This window comes from Citrobacter sp. Awk 4 (assembly GCF_028069725.1).
Classification (GTDB): domain Bacteria; phylum Pseudomonadota; class Gammaproteobacteria; order Enterobacterales; family Enterobacteriaceae; genus Citrobacter_D.
The window spans coordinates 30,910-52,001 of sequence record NZ_JANEWG010000032.1 but is presented as its reverse complement, the minus strand read 5'-3'; the positions used below and the strand labels follow the sequence as shown (position 1 = coordinate 52,001).

General features: G+C 51.2%; 27 protein-coding genes and 1 pseudogene. 20 read left to right on the top strand and 8 right to left on the bottom strand.

The annotated features are described in order from the left end of the window. Positions 1 to 74: 74 nt before the first annotated feature. A complete protein-coding gene (locus tag NNO04_RS14690) occupies positions 75 to 743 on the bottom strand; it encodes a LexA family protein (RefSeq protein ID WP_271445293.1) in 669 nt (222 codons plus the stop codon). Between the two features lie 98 nt (positions 744 to 841). Between NNO04_RS14690 and NNO04_RS14685 the strand changes: the two genes are divergently transcribed. The 5 genes from NNO04_RS14685 to NNO04_RS14665 are packed head-to-tail and all read left to right on the top strand — an operon-like array spanning position 842 to position 3,283. After that, positions 842 to 1,066 (top strand): helix-turn-helix transcriptional regulator, encoded by a 225-nt coding sequence (locus tag NNO04_RS14685; protein WP_271445292.1) that lies wholly within the window; start codon positions 842 to 844, stop codon positions 1,064 to 1,066. After that, positions 1,038 to 1,355, top strand: coding sequence for a hypothetical protein (locus NNO04_RS14680; protein WP_271445291.1), 318 nt, complete (start codon positions 1,038 to 1,040; stop codon positions 1,353 to 1,355). Before NNO04_RS14685 ends, NNO04_RS14680 begins: the two co-directional genes overlap by 29 nt. Next, positions 1,318 to 1,935, top strand: coding sequence for a DUF2612 domain-containing protein (locus NNO04_RS14675; protein WP_271445297.1), 618 nt, complete (start codon positions 1,318 to 1,320; stop codon positions 1,933 to 1,935). Before NNO04_RS14680 ends, NNO04_RS14675 begins: the two co-directional genes overlap by 38 nt. Then, positions 1,935 to 2,693, top strand: coding sequence for a phage tail protein (locus tag NNO04_RS14670; RefSeq protein WP_271445290.1), 759 nt, complete (start codon positions 1,935 to 1,937; stop codon positions 2,691 to 2,693). The genes NNO04_RS14675 and NNO04_RS14670 overlap by 1 nt, the downstream gene beginning before the upstream one ends. Then, positions 2,693 to 3,283, top strand: a complete 591-nt coding sequence (locus NNO04_RS14665; RefSeq protein ID WP_271445289.1) for a tail fiber assembly protein — start codon at positions 2,693 to 2,695, stop codon at positions 3,281 to 3,283. Before NNO04_RS14670 ends, NNO04_RS14665 begins: the two co-directional genes overlap by 1 nt. Here the strand turns inward: NNO04_RS14665 and NNO04_RS14660 are convergent. Next, on the bottom strand, positions 3,264 to 3,698 hold the full coding sequence (locus NNO04_RS14660; RefSeq protein WP_271445288.1) for a tail fiber assembly protein: 435 nt from the start codon (positions 3,696 to 3,698) through the stop codon (positions 3,264 to 3,266). The genes NNO04_RS14665 and NNO04_RS14660 overlap by 20 nt on opposite strands. A gap of 421 nt (positions 3,699 to 4,119) precedes the next feature. Between NNO04_RS14660 and NNO04_RS14655 the strand changes: the two genes are divergently transcribed. Beyond that, positions 4,120 to 4,677, top strand: coding sequence for a recombinase family protein (locus NNO04_RS14655; protein WP_271445287.1), 558 nt, complete (start codon positions 4,120 to 4,122; stop codon positions 4,675 to 4,677). A 108-nt stretch (positions 4,678 to 4,785) separates the two neighbouring features. On the opposite strand, the gene NNO04_RS14650 is transcribed toward NNO04_RS14655, so the two are convergent. The 4 genes and pseudogenes from NNO04_RS14650 to NNO04_RS14635 all read right to left on the bottom strand — a co-directional run bounded on the left by NNO04_RS14650 (position 4,786) and on the right by NNO04_RS14635 (position 7,184). Then, positions 4,786 to 5,811 (bottom strand): hypothetical protein, encoded by a 1,026-nt coding sequence (locus NNO04_RS14650; protein ID WP_271445286.1) that lies wholly within the window; start codon positions 5,809 to 5,811, stop codon positions 4,786 to 4,788. A 214-nt stretch (positions 5,812 to 6,025) separates the two neighbouring features. Continuing rightward, on the bottom strand, positions 6,026 to 6,265 hold the full coding sequence (locus NNO04_RS14645; RefSeq protein ID WP_271445285.1) for a DinI family protein: 240 nt from the start codon (positions 6,263 to 6,265) through the stop codon (positions 6,026 to 6,028). Between the two features lie 257 nt (positions 6,266 to 6,522). After that, positions 6,523 to 6,621: pseudogene (locus tag NNO04_RS14640) on the bottom strand (DUF72 domain-containing protein); the annotation flags it as partial. Then, positions 6,618 to 7,184, bottom strand: a complete 567-nt coding sequence (locus tag NNO04_RS14635; RefSeq protein WP_271445284.1) for a hydrolase — start codon at positions 7,182 to 7,184, stop codon at positions 6,618 to 6,620. The gene NNO04_RS14635 and the pseudogene NNO04_RS14640, both read right to left, overlap by 4 nt. A gap of 323 nt (positions 7,185 to 7,507) precedes the next feature. On the opposite strand from NNO04_RS14635, the gene aspS reads away from it, so the two are divergent. The 6 genes from aspS to ruvB all read left to right on the top strand — a co-directional run bounded on the left by aspS (position 7,508) and on the right by ruvB (position 12,889). Continuing rightward, entirely contained in the window at positions 7,508 to 9,280 is a 1,773-nt protein-coding gene (gene aspS, locus NNO04_RS14630) for an aspartate--tRNA ligase (RefSeq protein WP_271445283.1), read from the top strand. 117 nt (positions 9,281 to 9,397) lie between these two features. Continuing rightward, positions 9,398 to 9,850 carry a dihydroneopterin triphosphate diphosphatase gene (gene nudB / locus NNO04_RS14625; RefSeq protein WP_271445296.1) on the top strand — a complete coding sequence of 151 codons (453 nt, stop codon included), beginning with the start codon at positions 9,398 to 9,400 and terminating at the stop codon, positions 9,848 to 9,850. 27 nt (positions 9,851 to 9,877) lie between these two features. Next, positions 9,878 to 10,621 carry a YebC/PmpR family DNA-binding transcriptional regulator gene (locus NNO04_RS14620; protein ID WP_271445282.1) on the top strand — a complete coding sequence of 248 codons (744 nt, stop codon included), beginning with the start codon at positions 9,878 to 9,880 and terminating at the stop codon, positions 10,619 to 10,621. 34 nt (positions 10,622 to 10,655) lie between these two features. Then, positions 10,656 to 11,177 (top strand): crossover junction endodeoxyribonuclease RuvC, encoded by a 522-nt coding sequence (gene ruvC / locus NNO04_RS14615; protein WP_006176048.1) that lies wholly within the window; start codon positions 10,656 to 10,658, stop codon positions 11,175 to 11,177. 81 nt (positions 11,178 to 11,258) lie between these two features. Further along, positions 11,259 to 11,870, top strand: coding sequence for a Holliday junction branch migration protein RuvA (gene ruvA / locus NNO04_RS14610; RefSeq protein WP_162383565.1), 612 nt, complete (start codon positions 11,259 to 11,261; stop codon positions 11,868 to 11,870). Between the two features lie 8 nt (positions 11,871 to 11,878). After that, the gene (gene ruvB, locus NNO04_RS14605) at positions 11,879 to 12,889 is read left to right on the top strand and encodes a Holliday junction branch migration DNA helicase RuvB (RefSeq protein ID WP_271445281.1); all 1,011 of its coding nucleotides are present in this window, start codon (positions 11,879 to 11,881) and stop codon (positions 12,887 to 12,889) included. Between the two features lie 53 nt (positions 12,890 to 12,942). Here ruvB and znuB read toward each other — a convergent pair whose 3' ends face one another. Next, positions 12,943 to 13,728 (bottom strand): zinc ABC transporter permease subunit ZnuB, encoded by a 786-nt coding sequence (gene znuB, locus NNO04_RS14600; RefSeq protein ID WP_271445280.1) that lies wholly within the window; start codon positions 13,726 to 13,728, stop codon positions 12,943 to 12,945. Further along, positions 13,725 to 14,480, bottom strand: a complete 756-nt coding sequence (znuC, locus tag NNO04_RS14595) for a zinc ABC transporter ATP-binding protein ZnuC (RefSeq protein ID WP_192612494.1) — start codon at positions 14,478 to 14,480, stop codon at positions 13,725 to 13,727. Before znuC ends, znuB begins: the two co-directional genes overlap by 4 nt. Positions 14,481 to 14,558: 78 nt before the next feature. Between znuC and znuA the strand changes: the two genes are divergently transcribed. The 8 genes from znuA (at position 14,559) to ycfP (ending at position 20,916) form a co-directional block, all read left to right on the top strand. Continuing rightward, positions 14,559 to 15,503, top strand: coding sequence for a zinc ABC transporter substrate-binding protein ZnuA (gene znuA / locus NNO04_RS14590; RefSeq protein WP_271445279.1), 945 nt, complete (start codon positions 14,559 to 14,561; stop codon positions 15,501 to 15,503). A gap of 15 nt (positions 15,504 to 15,518) precedes the next feature. Further along, positions 15,519 to 16,841 (top strand): murein DD-endopeptidase MepM, encoded by a 1,323-nt coding sequence (gene mepM, locus NNO04_RS14585; protein WP_271445278.1) that lies wholly within the window; start codon positions 15,519 to 15,521, stop codon positions 16,839 to 16,841. Positions 16,842 to 17,099: 258 nt separating this feature from the next. After that, entirely contained in the window at positions 17,100 to 17,459 is a 360-nt protein-coding gene (hinT, locus tag NNO04_RS14580) for a purine nucleoside phosphoramidase (protein ID WP_271445295.1), read from the top strand. A gap of 2 nt (positions 17,460 to 17,461) precedes the next feature. After that, entirely contained in the window at positions 17,462 to 17,836 is a 375-nt protein-coding gene (locus tag NNO04_RS14575; RefSeq protein ID WP_271445294.1) for a YcfL family protein, read from the top strand. A 13-nt stretch (positions 17,837 to 17,849) separates the two neighbouring features. Continuing rightward, positions 17,850 to 18,494, top strand: coding sequence for a penicillin-binding protein activator LpoB (gene lpoB, locus NNO04_RS14570; RefSeq protein ID WP_162383581.1), 645 nt, complete (start codon positions 17,850 to 17,852; stop codon positions 18,492 to 18,494). Further along, complete coding sequence (gene thiK, locus NNO04_RS14565; protein WP_271445277.1) at positions 18,475 to 19,299, top strand: thiamine kinase; 825 nt, start codon at positions 18,475 to 18,477, stop codon at positions 19,297 to 19,299. The genes lpoB and thiK overlap by 20 nt, the downstream gene beginning before the upstream one ends. Positions 19,300 to 19,309: 10 nt before the next feature. Next, positions 19,310 to 20,335, top strand: a complete 1,026-nt coding sequence (gene nagZ, locus NNO04_RS14560; RefSeq protein WP_271445276.1) for a beta-N-acetylhexosaminidase — start codon at positions 19,310 to 19,312, stop codon at positions 20,333 to 20,335. A 38-nt stretch (positions 20,336 to 20,373) separates the two neighbouring features. Further along, positions 20,374 to 20,916: an alpha/beta hydrolase YcfP gene (gene ycfP, locus NNO04_RS14555; protein WP_271445275.1), complete on the top strand. Its 543-nt coding sequence runs from the start codon at positions 20,374 to 20,376 to the stop codon at positions 20,914 to 20,916. The last annotated feature ends 176 nt before the right edge of the window (positions 20,917 to 21,092 follow it).

The window sequence follows — 21,092 nt, the reverse complement described above, 5'->3', positions numbered from 1 at the left end:
ATCTATGTGTTTTTAAATGAATTTTTGTATTTTTCGGAAGGAGGTAAACAAAAAGCCGCTTAGCGGCTTTAAGGTCAAGGTAAGTTGGTTATTTTTGCATCAACCACGACGCCTATAATTCGGCAATTCCCGTTTATGGGAATGATTGGGTATTGAGGGTTCAGCGGCTTAAGGAACCGTTGCCCTGCATCGACAACCAGCTTTTTGAAGGTGGCTTCATTGTTACCTTCAAGTTTAGCAACAACCAGTTTACCGTTGATGGGCTCTACTTGTGGATCAACCAGTATAGCCATACCTTCCGGTATGCTCAGGCCTGCAGGCGATGTCATCGAATCTCCCCGGACATCCAACCAGAATGAATCCTCTGAACATTCCACGGTTGTATCATACCAGCGATCTATCGAGCGCCTGTGATATGGCTCCACAGCTTCCATCCAATCCCCTGCGCTCACCCAACTGATTACAGGGTAGCTTCCTTTTGACTCGTTGATTCCGTGAAATGACACATTGTGATCCGCTCTTGCGTCGCTCACCGTGCCGTCAGCATTTACTACAAAACCAGGCATTTTTAAAATGTTAAAAATTTTGGCTATGACCTCCAGATTAGGCTCTCGTCTCGCATTCAACCAATGACCCAGCCCACCCTGGGTAACACCGAGTGTTTCTGCGAGCTGTTCTTGAGTCATTCCGACTTGTTTCATCCTGGATTTAGCCAGGTCCTGCCATCTCTGTTTCATACCCATGATTATTACAATCCGTATTTTTTGAGCAACTTCCATTTTGTATTATTGATTTCAGTGTGCATAGTACATTATGTATTATTTAGATGGGAACTATCCGAATGAGCGGAATCAAGAGCCTTAGGCTGAAAGCCAAGGTTACACAGGGAGAGTTGGCAGCGTTGATCGCCAGTTCTCAGGGGGCCGTGAGCCACTACGAAACAGGTCGACGAACCCCTGACATTGAGGTGGGAAAGCGAATTGTGAGCGCATTTAAAAAGCTCGGATATGAAACCAGCCTGGATGAGGTTTTTTCCGATGAACATACCGGAGAGCAACTTCGATAAGTCAATGCTGCCAGAAACCCACTCACAAGCGGATGCCGAGTGGATTAAGCAGCAGTTACTTAGCCTGACACCCACTGCACGACAAAAAGCTATCCAGCGTTATGCAGTTGTGTATCAGGAGACGTTCGAGGCTGAACCCGTTTCCTACCGCAAGGAGAACCGGGCAAGGCATGAAGCAAACACAAGGCTTCGCCTGTTTGTGAGAAATCAGGGCAGAGCCTTACAGGGGTATACCGCCGAACCTCCCCTGGCTGGATCGCAATCGCGCTCCTCATTGTTTCGGGTTTAAAGGTACCAGAGGACTGGTAAGCGCGTTCGACATTGATACTGCGGTTGGTGCCCAGCTCGATACCCTCGGGCTCTGGATTGGGCGTAGCCGCATAGTTAGCCAGCCGATTAGCGGCGTTTATTTCAGCTGGGACACCGATGGGCTTGGATATGACCAGGGCGTCTGGCAGGGGCCGTATGACCCGGACTCGGGCTATACGACCCTGAGCGATGACACCTACCGCATCATTCTGAAGGCGAAAATCGCTATCAACAACTGGGACGGTCGGAATGACTCGCTGCCGCCCATTCTTGACGCTGCGACGGCAGGCTCTGGTCTGAAGATGCAGATCGTCGACAACCAGGACATGACGATTTCGGTCTGGGTATTTCCTGAGACTGATATTTCGGACGTGTCTCTCGAACTGATCGCCGCTATTAAACAGGGCTATCTCACCGTAAAAGCTGCTGGCGTTTGGGCCGGTGATGTTGAAACGCCTTCGGTAGAAACACCATCCGAGGGCTCAAAATTCTTTGGGTTTGATTTAGATAACGAATACATCGGCGGGTTCGATGTTGGAGCATGGGGGACTTTACTCTAATGGCAACAAATAACTTTAAAGCATTCGCGCTTGATCCTAACGCTAACGTCATGTCACAGACTGACTGGGAAGCGCTACCGGCGCTGTTGTCTGGCTTTACTACCGGGAAGGCGGACAGTGCGCAGGTAAACAAAGCCATCCGCCAGTCGACAACTATCGCCGCACTTGTAGGGCAGTTTATTGCAAACTCTGGCGTGGATGCCCTGGACAATGCAGATGTTAACGGGCTGGTGACAAAGTTCACGAACGCGCTTATCACAAACCTCGGTTTGGGAGCGGGTGCACCAGCCATCGGCATTCCGTTCTTCTGGCCGTCCTCGGCGATGCCAAACACTGTCATGACAGAATGGGCCGATATGGTTTTTTTGAAGTTCAACGGGGCGACATTCTCAGCGGCTACTTACCCCAAGTTGGCGCTAATTATTCCTAGTCTTATCCTGACCGAAGCTCGCGGTGAGTTTCCTCGAATTTGGGATGATGGGCGTGGAGTTGATTCTGGGCGTGGATTAATGAGCTTCCAGGCTGATGCCCAACAAAATATGACTGGCAACTTTGGTATCAACGTGAATGGATTATTTTCTGTTGGGTCCGGTTCATTCACTCTTGCTGGAAACACTGTCAGCTCAGAGCCTGCCAATACTCCTAGCGCAGGAACAACAAGGTCGCAAATAAACCTAGACGCATCACGTCAAATTAGAACGTCGACAGAAGTTCGTCCTCGCAACATCGCTTTTAATTTTTTAGTAAGGGCTAAATAATGAAACCTGTTTTCGATGAAAATGGATTGGCAACTGAGCCAGGAAAAGTACGTTGTTTTTATTACAACGCGATGACTTCGGAATATATGGGATGGTCAGACGAATATATTAATATTGGTGTCAGTATGCCAGGGCATTCAACAGATATTGATCCTGGTGATGAGGTGGCCGGGGAAGTTGCTGTATTTACAAATGGTGCCTGGAGTCAGGAAGAAAACCATCGGGGCGAGATTGTCTACTCAACCACTGACGGAATGCCCACCACCATTGATTATATTGGCCCTGTGCATGATGGTTACACTACCATCGCGCCTTCAGGTTCGTATGATAAATGGGATGGTGAAAAGTGGGTAATGGATACTGATGCTCAGCACGCAGCTGATGTTGAAGCGGCGGATCAGCAAAAGACCGTATTGCTGACAGAAGCACAGGAAACAATCAGCATCTGGCAGACAGAGCTACAGTTAGGAATTATCAGCGATGAAGATAAAGCCAGCCTGATCGCGTGGATTAATTACATTAAGGCAGTGAAAGCCGTCGACACGTCAACGGCTCCCTATATTACCTGGCCTACACCTCCGGCGCAGTAGGCCATTCGATATCCGGTGCGCTAGCAGTATCGACTGCTTCCAGCGCATCCAGATAATCAAGCCATAAATTATACTGAGTCAGTTCATCTCCCCTTAGCCTGCCGATCGCTGCTTTGCCGGGCCATTGTTTACTGTTCATGTAATCGTTGGCCTGATGAATCAGTGTCTGTTTCTGTGATTCAGCAACTGCAATTTCCTCTTCATGTGTTGCCGGTGGTAAATCAATCCAACAAGGTTGGTTATTTTCATCATGTGACAACGTTTTACCCTGAGGGAATTGCTGGCTAAATTCTTCTGCCGTTTCGTCAGATATTTCGACTGGATCATTCGGCCAAGTACCCGCATCAACATAATATTGTTTCAGTGCGATTGGAATGATCATGTTTTGTGACGGACTATAAATATAATTGCTCATTAATAACCAACCCCCCATACCGTTACAGTAGATTGAGATTTTGAATATGCTGACGCGACTTTAAATTTTGACCGGTCCACAATACTTGCGCTTGAAAATGGGGTCCCGTTTGTTGCGTAAATAAGTGAATTATTCAGCGCCTGCATTATTGACATACAATCAGTAGGAAAGGGAACAGGCCACGTGGAATCAACCACAAGAAGAGAACCATCAGAAGATTGCGGAACTGATACCGTTCTCCACTGGAAGAATACAGATCTCTGAGAGCCTCCTATCAACACAGGGATAGAAATATAGCCCACAGCGCTGTTTAACGCGGTTGCAGCAGGCATTTTCGAGCCTGTTCCCAAACCGAGGTTTTAGATAATGAAAAATTCCCCTTCGTCTGGCATTGTTCCGACTTTTGTCTGGGGGGAATAGCGTGCTTATTGGCTATGTAAGGGTGTCAACAAATGACCAAAATACGGCTTTACAGAGAAATGCACTCGATAGTGCAGGATGTGAGCTGATATTTGAGGACAAGATTAGCGGCAGAACGTCGGACAGACCAGGACTAAAAAAGGTACTCCGGACACTATCAGAAGGCGATACGCTGGTGGTCTGGAAACTGGATCGGCTCGGGCGCAGCATGCGGCATCTTGTCGTTCTGGTAGAGGAGCTCCGAGAGAGGGGAATAAACTTTCGTAGTCTGACCGACAGCATAGATACTTCTACCCCAATGGGGAGATTCTTCTTTCATGTTATGGGCGCATTGGCAGAAATGGAAAGGGAGCTGATTGTTGAACGTACCCGAGCCGGGTTAGCAGCTGCTCGCGCAGAAGGTCGGATCGGCGGCCGAAAGCCAAAGTTAACGGGTGAGCAATGGGCGCAGGCAGGGAGATTGATTGCGTCCGGGGAAACGCGTCAGCGCGTGGCGATCATTTACGACATCGGTGTCTCGACGCTTTATAAAAAATTTCCAGCCAAACAAGGGAAATAGCGGCAACTGTACCGTATGCAAGAGCAGAGCTGCGGCTATCCGGCGATCGTTCGATATAACGATGAAAATGGAGCTCCAACCCGACGGCAGAGCCGGGTTGGTATTCATTTAGTGAACTATGTTTATTAGCTGCCCCGTAGATACATGATTATTTTCAGTAACCTCAAGGTAGTTAATAGTGAGTGAGGATTCCTGAGCTACTGCATCGGTAAACTCTTTTAGCTCATCTGTTGAGGTAATTTCTGAGCTTGTTTTGATTATAAAAGTTTCACCATTTGATGCTCGTGTAACTGTAATACTAATATCTTGATTTGTAGGACCTGTACGGGTGACGCCCTTGATATAAAATTCATCCTTGCGAGTAAGCTTTTGCCTGTCAACTGATTGCCTTTGAGTGTAGGTATTCAATTGGTCCCTCGAAATGGTTTCGTCACCTAACTTAACGGTAGAAACCTTGGGATCTTGAGCAATATTTTTCAGGAATTTATTCCTGCCGTCCTCTCCGTGAGCTAAAACAGCTCTACTGACATTAGTCTGACCAGTTGTTAGCAGTTGGAGTGTATTCGTTTGAGATTTGTTAAGTGCGTCAGCAGTTGCCTTAACAAGCGATATCTGGTCAGAGGATGATTGCCTTTGTGTATCCCAATACTCATCGGCAACCTTCCACCCAACCGTTCCTGTGGCTATAACAATAGCAACGACGGCACAAAGAGCCTGTCGGCCTGTCATTTTACCTATCGCTTCTTTAAGCACGCTCACAGCTCCGTTTACGATAGCATCTGATTCGCCATCTGCTTGACTTGAACCTTCACTAATATGGTAGACAATGTCTAGTAAGTTCTTGTCTGGATTAGTTAATTTTTGTCTGTTATGGGTGTCATGCCGGATAACAGTAAAGGCTTTTTGAATTTCATTGGTTAGCTCAGCCATACCAAAAAGCATTGATGCTGTTAGCGATGAGCTATACCTCTTTTTATCACCTTTAACATTAATACTTATCGTTGGCCATCCTTTGAATTCTACGTCAGGAAACTCGAACTCATCGGAATCTAAATCCTTTCTAGATAGCATTGAGGCTAAAAAAGAATCAAAATCGCTTTCACTCTGTATGAGATATTTTGCTGCAGCAGTCATAAAATTTACCTGAACAATCCTTCGTCAAAGCCATGCTATCTGGTCTTTGGGCCAGATTTGTACGGCACGTGTTGTAACAGCATAATTAACCGTCGATTCAGATTGGAAGGGATTCGACAGGTATGGTTCTGATTAATTTTATCCCACTGGAAAGGATTGGATAACCTGGTAATTTCCTCAGTCATTAGTAGAGTGAGCGACTAAAAGTAAACTGCTAATCATCAATAAGCCACATATCAGCTTCTTCAAACATTTCCTCCAGCATGCGGTTTAGCTTTTCTCGATCGCTTTTGCTGGCATCACTATTCAGGCTGTTCGCTTGCATCGGTTTAACCTTCACATCGGCATCAGGGAAGATCTGATGCACTCGCTTCGTCAACTCAGCCTGGATGATCTCTCTGGCCCCCTCCAGCCCCTCAACATTTCGCTTGTCATAGATCAGTTCAACGAACATAACAGCCTCCAGAATTACTTGGTTTACATAAATAATTTATACTGTTTATTTGTACAGTGTCAATGATGGCGTGAGAGTGTTTTGGTGGGTTGTTTTGGGGCATCTGTGGGGCAAAAAATACTGAAATGGGACAGATTTGGGGCATTACTTAACATATGAACTTTAGCGAATTACGTGCGCTTTTGTTTTTATCTATCTGAATACGCTAAAGAAAACTCATGCTCTTGGGCGTTCTTTAGTGGTTTTTAAAAATCCCGCTTCACGCAATTGAAGTGACGGGCATATTCTTCAAGGCTGGTAATCCCCAGGCGTACCCACTTTGGGTGCGACCATTGTGGTAATCCGATGTAAATCATAGTGCCTGGAGGATCTCTTCCACACGACGCACGCGGGCAATGCGCGGGAAAATGTGCGTGACGCTGCTTTGGTGTTGTTCAGGACTTCCTGCGCTGCAGGCATCTTCGGCAATGATCAGACGAAAGCCTAGTTCCCAGGCGTTGCGGGCCGTGGATTCCACGCCGATATTGGTGGCGATCCCGCACAGGACGAGCGTGTCAATGCCGCGACGCCGCAGTTGCAGTTCCAGGTCGGTGCCGTAGAACGCTCCCCACTGGCGTTTAGTGACCTCAATATCGCTGTCGGTTTTGCCCAATGCCGCCGGGTAGCGCCACCAGTTTTCCGGCAACGTTTTTGCCGGGGATGGCGCATCGACGGGTTGTTTTAGGGCTTCTGCGTAATCCGATGACCAGCCGACACGCACCATCACCACCGGTGAGCCGTGAGCACGGAATTTTTCCGCCAGACGCGCGGCGCGTTCCACGACGTCTGGTGCGGTATGTGGGCCTGCGGCGAAGGGTAAAATCCCCTCCTGTAAATCAATGACCACCAGCGCGGTGGTTGAGGCGTTCAGTTCCAGCATGATGACTCCCGTATTTTCAACGCTATTGCGGTCTATCTTAGTCGCGGTGTTAGGGGCGTGGGGCAACAAATTTTGTGAATTTATTTGCGTATACGCAATACCTGTGTTGCAAACACGCGTACAGTCAGTGTCTGGTTCGGAGTCTGTTCTGGTTCAAAGTGGTAAGTAATCGAGCCTTGATGGGATAGACTCTTATCGTGCGGCGGAATTTCCAGTATAATAGCCGCCTTTTTTCATTCAGTTGTGACATTCAGCTAACGCTGCGACTTCGTCACCTGCGAGGCAGGCGACATTCCGCCTGCGGCAAAGTTAAGGGATATCTCATGCGTACAGAATATTGCGGACAGCTACGTCTGTCCCACGAGGGGCAGCAGGTGACTCTGTGTGGTTGGGTCAACCGTCGTCGTGATCTTGGTAGCCTGATCTTTATCGATATGCGCGACCGCGAAGGTATCGTGCAGGTATTTTTCGATCCGGATCGTGCGGACGCATTAAAGCTGGCCTCCGAACTGCGTAATGAGTTCTGCATCCAGGTTACAGGTACCGTACGTGCGCGTGACGCGAAAAACGTTAACGCCGATATGGCGACCGGTGAAATTGAAGTACTGGCCTCCGATCTGACCATTATTAACCGTTCAGAATCACTGCCGCTGGACTCTAATCACGTTAATACCGAAGAAGCGCGTCTGAAATATCGCTATCTGGATCTGCGTCGTCCGGAAATGGCGCAGCGTCTGAAAACGCGTGCCAAAATTACCAGCCTGGTGCGTCGCTTTATGGACGACCACGGTTTCCTCGATATCGAAACCCCAATGCTGACCAAAGCCACGCCGGAAGGCGCGCGTGACTATCTGGTGCCTTCGCGCGTTCATAAAGGTAAGTTCTACGCGCTGCCGCAGTCTCCGCAGTTGTTCAAACAGCTGCTGATGATGTCTGGCTTTGACCGCTATTATCAGATCGTAAAATGCTTCCGCGACGAAGACTTACGTGCCGATCGTCAGCCTGAATTTACCCAGGTAGATGTGGAAACTTCCTTCATGACGGCACCGCAGGTGCGTGAAGTGATGGAAGCGCTGGTGCGTAATTTGTGGCTGGAAGTGAAAGGTGTGGATCTGGGTGATTTCCCGATCATGACTTTCGCTGAAGCTGAGCGTCGTTACGGTTCCGATAAACCGGACCTGCGTAACCCGATGGAACTGGTGGATGTTGCCGATCTGCTGAAATCCGTCGATTTCGCCGTATTCTCCGGTCCGGCGAACGATCCGAAAGGCCGCGTGGCTGCTCTGCGTGTGCCGGGTGGCGCCAGCTTAAGCCGTAAGCAAATCGACGACTACGGCAACTTTATTAAGATCTACGGTGCGAAAGGTTTGGCTTACATTAAAGTCACCGAGCGTGCGAAAGGTCTGGAAGGGATCACCAGCCCTGTTGCCAAGTTCCTGAACGCTGAAATCGTGGAAGCCATTCTGGATCGTACCGCTGCGCAAGATGGCGATATGATTTTCTTCGGCGCTGACAACAAGAAAGTGGTTGCCGACTCTATGGGCGCGCTGCGCCTCAAACTGGGTAAAGATCTGAACCTGACCGACGAAACCAAATGGGCGCCGTTGTGGGTTATCGACTTCCCGATGTTTGAAGACGACGGTGAAGGTGGTCTGACGGCGATGCACCATCCGTTTACTGCGCCGAAAGACATGACGGCTGCTGAGCTTCAGGCCGCGCCTGAAAATGCTGTTGCCAACGCGTACGATATGGTGATCAACGGTTACGAAGTGGGCGGCGGTTCCGTTCGTATCCACAACGGCGACATGCAGCAAACTGTGTTTGGCATTCTGGGCATTAACGAACAAGAGCAGCGTGAGAAGTTCGGCTTCCTGCTGGATGCGCTGAAATACGGTACGCCGCCGCATGCAGGCCTGGCGTTTGGTCTGGATCGTCTGACCATGCTGCTGACGGGTACTGATAACATTCGTGACGTTATTGCCTTCCCGAAAACAACGGCAGCTGCCTGTCTGATGACCGAAGCGCCAAGCTTTGCTAATGAAGTTGCGCTGGCAGAACTGAGTATTCAGGTTGTGAAGAAGGCCGAGAATAACTGATATGGCTGCTGTACACGAAATCATTCGCGTTGCATCGCGGCGGCAACTGAGTGAATACCCATGAGCATAGAGAACTATGTGAATGGGATGAACGATGGCAGCCAACAAAGAGGCAGCGTGAAGGATAAAGTGTATAAGCGTCCCGTTTCGGTTCTGGTTGTTATTTTTGCAGAAGATACGAAGCGGGTGCTGATGTTACAGCGACGCGACGATCCTGATTTCTGGCAGTCGGTCACCGGCAGTCTGGAAGAGGGTGAAACCGCGTCGCAAGCCGCCATGCGCGAAGTAAAGGAAGAGGTCACCATTGATGTTGCGACAGAGCAACTGGCCTTAATTGACTGCCAGCGCACGGTGGAGTTCGAAATTTTTAGTCATTTACGCCATCGCTATGCGCCAGGGATCGTACGTAATACTGAATCCTGGTTTTGCCTGGCACTTCCCTCTGAACGAGAGATCGTGTTCACCGAACATCTGACCTATCGTTGGGTTAATGCGGTTGAGGCTGCACAGTTAACCAAGTCGTGGAGTAACCGGCAAGCGATTGAAGAATTTGTTATTAACGTCGCCTGAGAAGGCGCGCTTTTGGAGATACTATTTATGGCAGGTCATAGTAAATGGGCCAACACCAGACATCGTAAAGCTGCGCAAGATTCTAAGCGCGGCAAGATTTTCACCAAGATCATTCGTGAGCTGGTGACGGCTGCCAAGCTGGGGGGCGGCGATCCGGACGCTAACCCGCGTCTGCGTGCAGCTATAGATAAAGCGCTGTCCAACAACATGACACGCGACACTCTGAACCGTGCAATCGCGCGTGGCGTGGGCGGTGATGAAGATACAAATATGGAAACCATCATCTATGAAGGTTATGGTCCTGGCGGCACCGCGGTGATGATTGAATGTCTGTCCGACAACCGTAACCGTACGGTAGCGGAAGTGCGTCACGCATTCAGCAAAACCGGTGGCAACCTGGGTACCGACGGTTCCGTGGCGTATCTGTTCAGCAAAAAAGGTGTTATCTCCTTTGAAAAGGGTGATGAAGACACCATCATGGAAGCGGCGCTGGAAGCTGGTGCTGAAGACGTTGTAACTTACGACGATGGCGCGATTGATGTCTATACCGCGTGGGAAGAGATGGGCAAAGTGCGTGATGCTCTGGAAGCCGCCGGTCTGAAAGCCGACAGCGCTGAAGTCTCTATGATCCCGTCGACCAAAGCGGATATGGATGCGGAAACCGCACCTAAACTGATGCGTCTGATCGACTTGCTGGAAGATTGTGATGACGTGCAGGAAGTTTACCACAACGGTGAAATCTCCGATGAGGTTGCCGCTACCTTAGAATGACGTGGTTGAGCGATAAGATAACAGGAGATGCGTGATGTCCATTATTCTCGGCATTGATCCGGGTTCGCGCATCACCGGTTATGGCGTGATCCGCCAGGTAGGCAGACAACTGACCTACCTGGGCAGCGGATGTATTCGTACTAAAGTGGATGATTTACCGTCGCGTCTGAAACTGATTTATGCGGGCGTGTCAGAAATCATTACCCAGTTTCAGCCGGACTACTTTGCCATTGAGCAGGTCTTTATGGCGAAGAACGCGGATTCCGCGCTCAAGCTGGGTCAGGCGCGTGGTGTGGCGATTGTCGCTGCCGTAAATCAGGATCTACCGGTGTTTGAATATGCGGCACGTCAGGTCAAGCAAACCGTCGTCGGGATCGGCAGCGCGGAGAAAAGCCAGGTGCAGCATATGGTGCGTACCTTGCTTAAACTCCCTGCTAACCCGCAGGCAGATGCCGCCGATGCGCTGGCGATTGCGATCACTCACTGCCATGTGAGCCAAAATGCGATGCAAATGAGCGAATCGAGGCTTAATCTGGCGCGTGGACGATTGCGATAATAGCAAATCAGGCTGGATAAATATCCAGCCTTTTTTTATGATATCGCATTACCTTTTTAGCCATTAACGCAGGAGCGTCATGTGATAGGCAGACTCAGAGGCATTATTCTCGAAAAACAACCCCCGTTAGTACTGCTGGAGACGGGCGGTGTCGGCTATGAAGTGCATATGCCGATGACCTGCTTCTATGAGCTGCCGGAAGCGGGGCAGGAGGCGATTATCTTCACCCATTTTGTGGTGCGTGAAGATGCCCAACTGCTGTATGGCTTTAACAACAAACAGGAACGTACCCTGTTTAAAGAATTGATTAAGACGAACGGCGTCGGCCCGAAGCTGGCGCTGGCAATCCTCTCTGGCATGTCGGCGCAGCAGTTTGTGAATGCGGTTGAACGCGAAGAGTTGGGCGCGCTGGTCAAACTGCCGGGCATTGGTAAGAAAACGGCTGAACGTTTGATTGTCGAAATGAAAGATCGTTTCAAAGGCCTGCATGGCGATCTGTTTACGCCTGCCGCCGATCTGGTGCTGACCTCTCCAGCCAGCCCGGCAACGGATGATGCTGAACAGGAAGCGGTTGCTGCGTTGGTGGCACTGGGCTATAAACCTCAGGAAGCCAGCCGGATGGTCAGCAAAATTGCCCGCCCGGATGCCAGCAGCGAAACAATGATCCGCGAAGCGCTCCGCGCCGCGCTGTGAGGTAGAGGATGATAGAAGCAGACCGCCTGATTTCAGCAGAAAGCACATTGCCAGAAGATGTGGCAGACCGGGCGATTCGTCCCAAACTGCTGGCGGAGTACGTTGGCCAGCCGCAGGTGCGCTCGCAGATGGAGATTTTTATCCAGGCGGCGAAGCTGCGCGGCGATGCGCTTGACCACCTGCTGATTTTCGGTCCGCCGGGTCTGGGTAAAACCACGCTGGCGAATATTGTCGCCAATGAAATGGGGGTAAACCTGCGCACCACCTCCGGTCCTGTACTGGAGAAAGCAGGGGATCTGGCGGCGATGCTCACCAACCTCGAGCCTCACGACGTTCTGTTTATCGACGAAATTCACCGCCTGTCTCCGGTGGTCGAAGAGGTCTTGTACCCGGCGATGGAGGACTATCAGCTCGATATCATGATTGGCGAAGGCCCTGCTGCGCGCTCGATAAAAATCGATCTGCCTCCTTTTACCCTGATTGGCGCAACCACCCGCGCCGGTTCATTAACCTCCCCGTTGCGCGATCGTTTTGGTATCGTTCAGCGCCTGGAGTTTTACCAGGTTGCGGATCTACAGCATATCGTTGGGCGTAGCGCCCGGTATATGGGGCTGGAGATGAGTGATGACGGTGCGCTGGAAGTCGCCCGCCGTGCGCGCGGCACGCCACGTATCGCCAACCGTCTGCTGCGCCGCGTGCGTGACTTTGCCGAAGTGAAGCACGACGGCACCATCTCGGCGGATATTGCCGCTCAGGCGTTGGATATGCTCAACGTTGATGCGGAAGGGTTCGACTATATGGACCGCAAACTGTTGCTGGCGGTGATCGATAAGTTCTTTGGTGGGCCTGTCGGGTTAGATAACCTGGCTGCGGCTATCGGTGAAGAGCGCGAAACGATTGAGGACGTACTGGAACCGTATTTGATTCAGCAAGGCTTTTTGCAGAGAACACCGCGCGGGCGAATGGCGACGGTGCGAGCGTGGAATCACTTCGGAATTGCGCCGCCGGAAATGCCCTGATCTTAGCGCCGGATGGCGCATCTTATCTGCGCCATCCGGCAAAAATACAGGCCTCAACTGGCCTGTTTTTTCATCATGGTGAGGATAAACAGCAGCGCAGCGCACAGAACGACCGAAGGGCCGGCTGGCGTGTCATAAAATGCCGAAAAGGTCAGCCCGCCTGTAACCGCTACCATTCCTACAATTACCGCAACGCCCGCCATCTGCTCTGGCGTTCGGGCAAAGCGACGCGCCGTGGCTGCCGGGATAATCAGCAATGAGGTGATGATCAGCGCACCGACAAACTTCATTGCCACCCCTATCGTTAACGCTGTCACTAGCATCAGCAGCAGTTTCACGCGCTGAATTTTCACCCCATCCACAAACGCCAGATCCGGGCTGATGGTCATGGACAGCAAATTACGCCACTGCCAGAACAAAATCGCCAGAACAATGATGACGCCAATGGCGATGGAGATCAGATCTTCAGGCGTTACCGCCAGTAAATCGCCAAACAGGTAAGCCATCAAATCTACACGGATGTTCGACATCAGACTGACCACCACCAGACCCAGCGACAGGGCGCTGTGCGCCATAATGCCGAGCAAAGTATCGATAGCAAGGTGAGGGCGCTTCTCAAGCCACACCAGACCTGCCGCCAGTATCAGCGTGACGGCGATGACCGCGTAAAACGGATTAACATCCAGCAGCAGACCAAATGCCACGCCTAACAGCGAAGCGTGCGCCAGCGTATCGCCAAAATATGACATCCGACGCCAGACCACGAACGAGCCCAGCGGACCTGCGGCGCAGGCCAGCATGATCCCGGCTAACCAGCCAGGTAACAAGAATTCAATCATGAGTGACCATTTCCCCGGCGTAATACAATACGGCCCTGTAAATCATGGCGATGATTATGATGATGGCGATAAATGCCTAACTGCTCTGCGCCGCGCGGCCCAAACATGGAGATAAACTCCGGGTGCATTGAGACAATTTCCGGCGTACCGGAGCAGCAAATGTGGTGATTCAGACACAGCACTTCGTCTGTTTTGGCCATCACCAGGTGCAGGTCATGCGACACCATCAACACCGCGCAGTCGAGCTCGCGACGCAACTGGTCGATGAGGTCGTAAAGCGCCACCTGGCCGTTAACATCGACACCCTGTGTCGGCTCATCCAGCACCAGCAACTGAGGTTGATTCAATAATGCGCGCGCTAACAGGACACGTTGCGTTTCCCCGCCAGATAACTTTTGCATTGGCGCGTTAATCAAATGGCCTGCCTGAACGCGTTTAAGCGCAGGCAGAATGTCTGATTTATGTGTACCAGGACGTAAGCGTAAAAAACGGTTTACGGTGAGTGGGAGCGTGGTATCGAGATACAGTTTCTGCGGGACATAGCCGACGCGCAGCTGGCCGTTGCGCTTGATAACGCCTTCATCAGGTGTTACGAGCCCTAATACTACGCGTACCAGGGTGGACTTTCCGGCACCGTTAGGGCCAAGGAGAGTCAAAATTTTGCCGGGTCTGAGTTCAAGCGACACGTCAGAAAGGACGCGGCGTTGACCATAAGAGACCGAAACATTTTCCAGTGAAACCAAAGTCGTCATGTCAATTTTAGGCTTGCAGAAGTTATAGAATGTTATAATATCACATTCCACATATTCATTACGATGATTAGTTGCATTATGTTACATAAAAATACGCTTCTTTTCGCAGCATTATCCGCTGCTCTCTGGGGGAGTGCAACACACGCCGCAAATGCCGCCGTCGTCGCCTCTCTCAAGCCGTTAGGTTTCATCGCTTCCGCGATTGCAGATGGTGTGACAGAGACCGAAATTTTATTGCCGGATGGCGCCTCGGAACACGATTACTCACTGCGTCCATCTGACGTAAAACGCTTACAGGACGCGGACTTAGTGGTCTGGATTGGTCCACAGATGGAAGCGTTCATGGAAAAGTCAGTAAAGAATATTCCTGAATCAAAACAGGTAACGATTGCGCAGCTTTCGTCGGTGAAACCGTTGCTCATGAAAGGGGGGGACGATGATGACGATGGGCATGATCATGACCCTGCCCATGATGAAAAAGGTGACGACCATCACCAACACGGCGACTACAACATGCATCTTTGGCTTTCCCCAGAGATAGCGCGGTCCTCAGCGGTTGCAATCCATGAAAAATTAGTGGAACTTATGCCGCAAAGTCGAGGCAAACTTGACGCCAACCTGAAGGATTTTGAGGCACAATTAGCCCGAACCGATAAACAGGTCGGTAACGAGCTCGCACCGCTCAAGGGGAAAGGGTATTTCGTTTTTCATGATGCTTATGGTTACTACGAAAAACACTTCGGACTGACGCCGCTTGGTCACTTCACTGTCAACCCTGAGATTCAACCTGGTGCGCAGCGTTTACACGAAATAAGAACACAGTTGGTTGAGCAAAAAGCAACCTGCGTTTTTGCTGAGCCACAGTTCAGGCCAGCGGTCGTTGAAGCCGTTGCGAGAGGGACATCCGTTCGAATGGGAACGTTGGATCCCCTCGGAACGCGTATTACACTGGGTAAAACGAGCTATTCAGCGTTTCTGACTCAATTAGCGAACCAGTATGCGAGCTGCCTGAAAGGAGATTAACGAGGAAGTGAATACGTGCAACAGATAGCCCGCTCTGTCGCCCTGGCATTTAATAATCTGCCCAGACCCCACCGCGTTATGCTGGGGTCTCTTACTGTTCTGACGCTTGCTGTCGCGGTGTGGCGCCCATACGTTTATCATCCAGAGTCCGCGCCGATCGTCAAAACCATCGAACTGGAAAAAAGTGAGATTCGGTCGCTGTTGCCTGAGGCGAGCGAACCTATCGATCAGGCTGCGCAGGAAGATGAAGAGATTCCTCAGGATGAACTGGATGATAAAACCTCAAGTGAGGTGGGTGTCCACGAATATGTGGTCTCCACTGGCGATACGCTGAGCAGCATCCTGAACCAGTATGGTATTGAGATGGGCGATATCAGCCAGCTTGCTGCCGCAGACAAAGAATTGCGTAACCTGAAAATTGGTCAACAACTCTCCTGGACGTTAACCGCCGACGGCGATTTACAGCGTCTGACCTGGGAAGTCTCCCGCCGCGAAACCCGGACTTACGATCGCACGGCTGCCAATGGCTTCAAAATGAGCAGCGAGATGCAGCAAGGTGACTGGGTTAACAGCCTGATGAAAGGCACCGTAGGCGGCAGTTTTGTCTCCAGTGCGAAAGAGGCAGGTCTCACCAGCGCAGAAATCAGTGCGGTGATCAAAGCCATGCAGTGGCAGATGGACTTCCGCAAACTGAAAAAAGGCGATGAATTCTCGGTACTGATGTCGCGTGAAATACTGGATGGCAAACGTGAGCAAAGCCAGTTGTTGGGTGTGCGGTTACGCTCTGACGGTAAAGACTACTATGCGATTCGCGCCGAGGATGGAAAATTCTACGATCGCAACGGTACCGGCCTTGCTAAGGGATTCATGCGTTTCCCGACGGCGAAACAGTTCCGTATTTCGTCTAACTTTAATCCTCGTCGTCTGAACCCGGTTACCGGACGTGTTGCGCCGCATAAAGGCGTCGATTTCGCCATGCCGCAAGGTACGCCGGTGTTGTCGGTGGGTGACGGTGAAGTTGTCGTGGCAAAACGCAGCGGTGCGGCGGGTTACTACGTCGCGATCCGTCATGGACGCACCTACACCACACGTTATATGCACTTGCGTAAACTGTTGGTGAAACCGGGGCAAAAAGTGAAACGCGGCGATCGCATCGCCCTTTCAGGGAATACCGGAAGATCAACCGGTCCGCATCTGCACTACGAAGTATGGGTCAACCAACAGGCGGTGAACCCGCTGACGGCGAAACTGCCGCGTACTGAAGGGCTGACAGGTTCGGATCGTCGTGATTATCTGGCCCAGGTGAAGGACGTCCTGCCGCAGTTGCGCTTCGACTAACCCGTTTAAACGGTTCCTCTCAAGCCGGTACACGATGTGTACCGGCTTTTTTTGTTTCTGCCAGACAGCTCGCCAGAAACAGTGGGTTGCTTCAGGAGAAAGAAATGGCTATAAGCGCAGCACCAGATACGCTTTTACTTAATAAATCGCGGGTTAAAGTTGAAAGAGCGTGAGTAACTCGCTCATACTCTATACTCGCAATCTGGCTCAGCGTAGCATGGTGAAACGTAAGGGCTAATTATGAAAAAGGAAAACGTCGTGGCAGAAGAAACTATTTTCAGCAAAATCATCCGTCGTGAAATTCCCTCGGATATCGTGTATCAGGACTCCCTGGTCACTGCATTTCGTGATATCTCTCCCCAGGCGCCGACACATATCCTCATTATTCCTAATATTCTGATCCCAACCGTCAATGACGTTACGGCTGAACACGAGCAGGCGCTGGGTCGGATGATCACGGTGGCGGCGAAAATCGCTGAACAGGAAGGTATTGCTGCTGACGGTTATCGTTTAATCATGAATACCAATCGTCATGGCGGACAAGAGGTATATCACATCCATATGCACCTGTTAGGCGGTCGCGCACTGGGTCCAATGCTTGCGCATAAAGGTCTCTGATGATGACGAGAGGATGCGTTGCACTGTCATTGGCTGTGCTGTTGCTCGCCGGCTGCCGTTCTCATCCTGAAATACCGGTGAGTGATGAGCAGACGCTGGTTATGGAATCAACGTTACTGGCGGCGGGGATCACCGCAGAGCCTCCGGCGTTGACGACGTCCGATATTCAGACTTCGGCCTCCTCACGACTTTATAATGAAAGACAAGAACCTGTTACCGTTCATTATCGTTTTTATTGGTATGACGCCAGAGGACTGGAAATGCACCCTCTGGAGAAGCCGCGTAGCGTAACAATCCCGGCGCATTCGTCGGTTACGCTGTACGGAAGCGCCAATTATCTGGGGGCGCATAAAGTTAGACTTTATCTTTATTTGTAAGAGGTGAATCTTGATAACTAAAATACATCGCTACGCTCTGGTAGCCGCGCTGGCGATATTCCTCTCGGGTTGTGTGGCCCAACGAGAACAACCCGCGCCCGTTGATGAGGCAAAACCGACACCGGAACAGCCTGTACAGCCGGAGCAACCTGTGCCTGTCGTACCGACGGTGCCGACGGTTCCTCAGCAGCCGGGTCCCATTGAGCATGAAGATCAGACTGCGCAGCCCGCACCGCGCGTTCGTCACTATGACTGGAACGGCGCCATGCAGCCGATGGTCGGAAAAATGTTGCAGGCGGGCGGGATCGCGGCAGGTAATGTTCTGCTGGTTGACAGCGTAAACAACCGTACCAATGGCTCCCTCAATGCGGGTGAAGCGACGGAAACGTTACGCAATGCGCTGGCGAATAACGGCAAATTTACGCTGGTCTCGGTGCAACAGTTGTCACTGGCGAAACAACAGTTAGGTTTGTCTCCGCACGACAGTCTGGGTACCCGCAGTAAAGCCATCGGGATTGCCCGCAACGTTGGCGCGCAGTATGTGCTCTATTCTAGTGCTACGGGTAACGTCAATGCCCCAACGCTGCAAATGCAGCTTATGCTGGTTCAGACTGGCGAGATAATCTGGTCAGGTAAAGGTGCAGTCCAGCAACAATAATCGGCTGACGCGCGACGAGGTTTTGTCGCGCTATTTTCCGCAATACCATCCCGTCGCCGCGAACAACCGCGGATTAAGCGGCGGGAGTGTCATCATTGAATATGCGACCCATCGTCTGGTTCTTCGCTGTCACCATGACCCTCAGGCGCCGGAGTCGCATTTTTTGCGACAGTACCGGGCGCTCTCCCGCTTGCCCGATACGCTTGTGACCCGTCCCCGATTCTATACGCCAGGCTGGATGGCCGTGGACTATTTAGCGGGCGAGGTAAAATCCAGATTACCGGACGCCGACGCGCTGGCGGGCTTGCTGTATCATCTGCATCAGCAACCGTGTTTTGGCTGGCGGGTAACGCTGTTGCCGTTGCTGGAGCAATACTGGCAGTGTTGCGATCCGGCGCGTCGGACGCCTGGCTGGTTACGACAGTTAAAACGGCTGCGAACAGCGCGTGAACCCCGTCCTCTGCGTCTCGGTCCTTTGCATATGGATGTTCATGGCGGCAATCTGGTGCACACGGCGTCAGGGTTACGATTGATTGACTGGGAATATGCCGGAGACGGCGATATTGCTCTGGAACTGGCGGCGGTGTGGGTGGATGATGCGTTCCAGCATCAGCAGTTAATCGCCGCTTATGCTAAGCGCGCGCATATTGATCCCCGATGCCTCTGGCGACAGGTCCGATTATGGCTACCCTGGGTAATGATGCTGAAAGCAGGGTGGTTTGAGTACCGCTGGCAACAGACCGGCGAACAACAATTTATCAGGCTGGCCGATGAAACCTGGCGTCAGCTAACAACGAAAAAATAAGGAGAGCAGTGTGGGCCCAGTAATGTTGGATGTTGAAGGATTTGAACTGGATGCCGAAGAGCGCGAGATCCTTGCGCATCCGCAGGTAGGCGGTCTCATTCTCTTCACCCGTAATTACCATGATCCGAAACAGCTGCGAGAACTGGTGCGCCAGATTCGGGCTGCGTCGCGCAATCATCTGGTCGTGGCAGTCGATCAGGAAGGCGGACGCGTGCAGCGTTTTCGCGAAGGCTTTACTCGCTTACCGGCCGCGCAATCTTTTGCCGCGTTGCTGGGGCTGGAAGAGGGCGGAAAGCTGGCTCAGGAGGCGGGCTGGCTGATGGCCAGTGAAATGATCGCTATGGATATCGATATCAGCTTTGCTCCGGTTCTTGATGTCGGACATATCAGCGCGGCCATTGGTGAGCGTTCTTATCATGCCGAACCGGAAAAAGCGTTGGCAATGGCGACGCGCTTCATTGACGGTATGCATGCCGCTGGCATGAAAACCACCGGCAAACACTTCCCGGGCCACGGGGCTGTTACGGCGGACTCCCATAAAGAAACGCCTCGCGATCCCCGCCCGGAAGCGGAAATCCGCGCCAAAGACATGTCTGTTTTCCAGGCGTTGATCACCGGGAACAAGCTTGATGCCATTATGCCAGCACACGTGATTTACAGCGATGTGGATCCGCGCCCGGCGAGTGGCTCTGCGCACTGGCTGAAAACAGTACTGCGCGGTGAGCTGGGGTTTGACGGCGTGATTTTCTCTGACGATTTGTCGATGGAAGGTGCGGCGATTATGGGCAGCTACGCAGAACGTGGTCAGGCTTCACTGGATGCAGGTTGCGATATGATCCTGGTCTGCAATAATCGTAAAGGTGCGGTCAGCGTGTTAGATAATCTGTCGCCGATCAATGCAGAACGTGTTACACGTTTGTATCATAAAGGTTCATTTTCGCGCCAGGAACTCATGGATTCTGAGCGCTGGAAAACCGTCAGCGCCCAGCTTATCCAACTGCATGAACGCTGGCAGGAAGAGAAAGCAGGTCATTAATACTCCCGTCAGGGGAGTCGGGTTTTGGTGAGGATGCGATGATTATCTATTTACACGGTTTTGACTCGAACAGTCCGGGTAACCACGAGAAAGTGCTGCAACTGCAATTTATTGACCCGGATGTCAGGCTGATCAGCTACAGCACGAGGCATCCTAAACATGATATGCAGCATCTGCTTAAAGAAGTGGACAAAATGTTGCAGCTCAACGTGGACGACCGCCCTTTAATTTGCGGTGTGGGTCTTGGCGGCTACTGGGCGGAACGGATCGGTTTTCTCTGTGATATCCGCCAGGTGGTGTTTAATCCTAATCTGTTCCCGTATGAGAACATGGAAGGCAAAATTGACCGTCCGGAAGAGTACGCCGACATCGCCACCAAGTGCGTCACCAACTTTCGGGAAAAGAACCGCGATCGTTGCCTGGTGATCCTTTCTCGCCATGATGAAACCCTGAACAGCCAACGTTCGTCAGAAGAGTTACACCATTTCTACGAAATAGTGTGGGATGAAGAGCAAACTCACAAGTTCAAGAATATCTCGCCTCATTTACAGCGAATTAAAGCCTTTAAGACCCTGGGTTAATACGGTCAGACGGTTTTGCAAGACCAGCCTTCGGGCTGGTTTTTTTGTGTCCGTAGCACGTGTTGTTTAACTTTTCAGCGAGAAAACTTGATACATATCAATTTTGGTATGACCAATGCACCGTTCGTGTTATTCTCACTGTCGAAGTCGTTTTTCATTGTCGTAACTTGTTGTTA

Excerpts from the sequence above, each read along its gene's own strand:
- znuA (WP_271445279.1), top strand. The coding sequence starts at position 14,559 with ATGTTACATAAAAATACGCTTCTTTTCGCAGCATTATCCGCTGCTCTC.
- NNO04_RS14660 (WP_271445288.1), bottom strand. The coding sequence starts at position 3,698 with ATGAGCAATTATATTTATAGTCCGTCACAAAACATGATCATTCCAATC.
- NNO04_RS14645 (WP_271445285.1), bottom strand. The coding sequence starts at position 6,265 with ATGTTCGTTGAACTGATCTATGACAAGCGAAATGTTGAGGGGCTGGAG.
- NNO04_RS14635 (WP_271445284.1), bottom strand. The coding sequence starts at position 7,184 with ATGCTGGAACTGAACGCCTCAACCACCGCGCTGGTGGTCATTGATTTA.
- NNO04_RS14690 (WP_271445293.1), bottom strand. The coding sequence starts at position 743 with ATGGGTATGAAACAGAGATGGCAGGACCTGGCTAAATCCAGGATGAAA.
- ruvB (WP_271445281.1), top strand. The coding sequence starts at position 11,879 with ATGATAGAAGCAGACCGCCTGATTTCAGCAGAAAGCACATTGCCAGAA.
- ruvC (WP_006176048.1), top strand. The coding sequence starts at position 10,656 with ATGTCCATTATTCTCGGCATTGATCCGGGTTCGCGCATCACCGGTTAT.
- ycfP (WP_271445275.1), top strand. The coding sequence starts at position 20,374 with ATGATTATCTATTTACACGGTTTTGACTCGAACAGTCCGGGTAACCAC.
- NNO04_RS14620 (WP_271445282.1), top strand. The coding sequence starts at position 9,878 with ATGGCAGGTCATAGTAAATGGGCCAACACCAGACATCGTAAAGCTGCG.
- NNO04_RS14650 (WP_271445286.1), bottom strand. The coding sequence starts at position 5,811 with ATGACTGCTGCAGCAAAATATCTCATACAGAGTGAAAGCGATTTTGAT.
- znuC (WP_192612494.1), bottom strand. The coding sequence starts at position 14,480 with ATGACGACTTTGGTTTCACTGGAAAATGTTTCGGTCTCTTATGGTCAA.
- NNO04_RS14665 (WP_271445289.1), top strand. The coding sequence starts at position 2,693 with ATGAAACCTGTTTTCGATGAAAATGGATTGGCAACTGAGCCAGGAAAA.
- NNO04_RS14575 (WP_271445294.1), top strand. The coding sequence starts at position 17,462 with ATGACGAGAGGATGCGTTGCACTGTCATTGGCTGTGCTGTTGCTCGCC.
- aspS (WP_271445283.1), top strand. The coding sequence starts at position 7,508 with ATGCGTACAGAATATTGCGGACAGCTACGTCTGTCCCACGAGGGGCAG.
- NNO04_RS14670 (WP_271445290.1), top strand. The coding sequence starts at position 1,935 with ATGGCAACAAATAACTTTAAAGCATTCGCGCTTGATCCTAACGCTAAC.
- NNO04_RS14685 (WP_271445292.1), top strand. The coding sequence starts at position 842 with ATGAGCGGAATCAAGAGCCTTAGGCTGAAAGCCAAGGTTACACAGGGA.
- znuB (WP_271445280.1), bottom strand. The coding sequence starts at position 13,728 with ATGATTGAATTCTTGTTACCTGGCTGGTTAGCCGGGATCATGCTGGCC.
- NNO04_RS14680 (WP_271445291.1), top strand. The coding sequence starts at position 1,038 with ATGAACATACCGGAGAGCAACTTCGATAAGTCAATGCTGCCAGAAACC.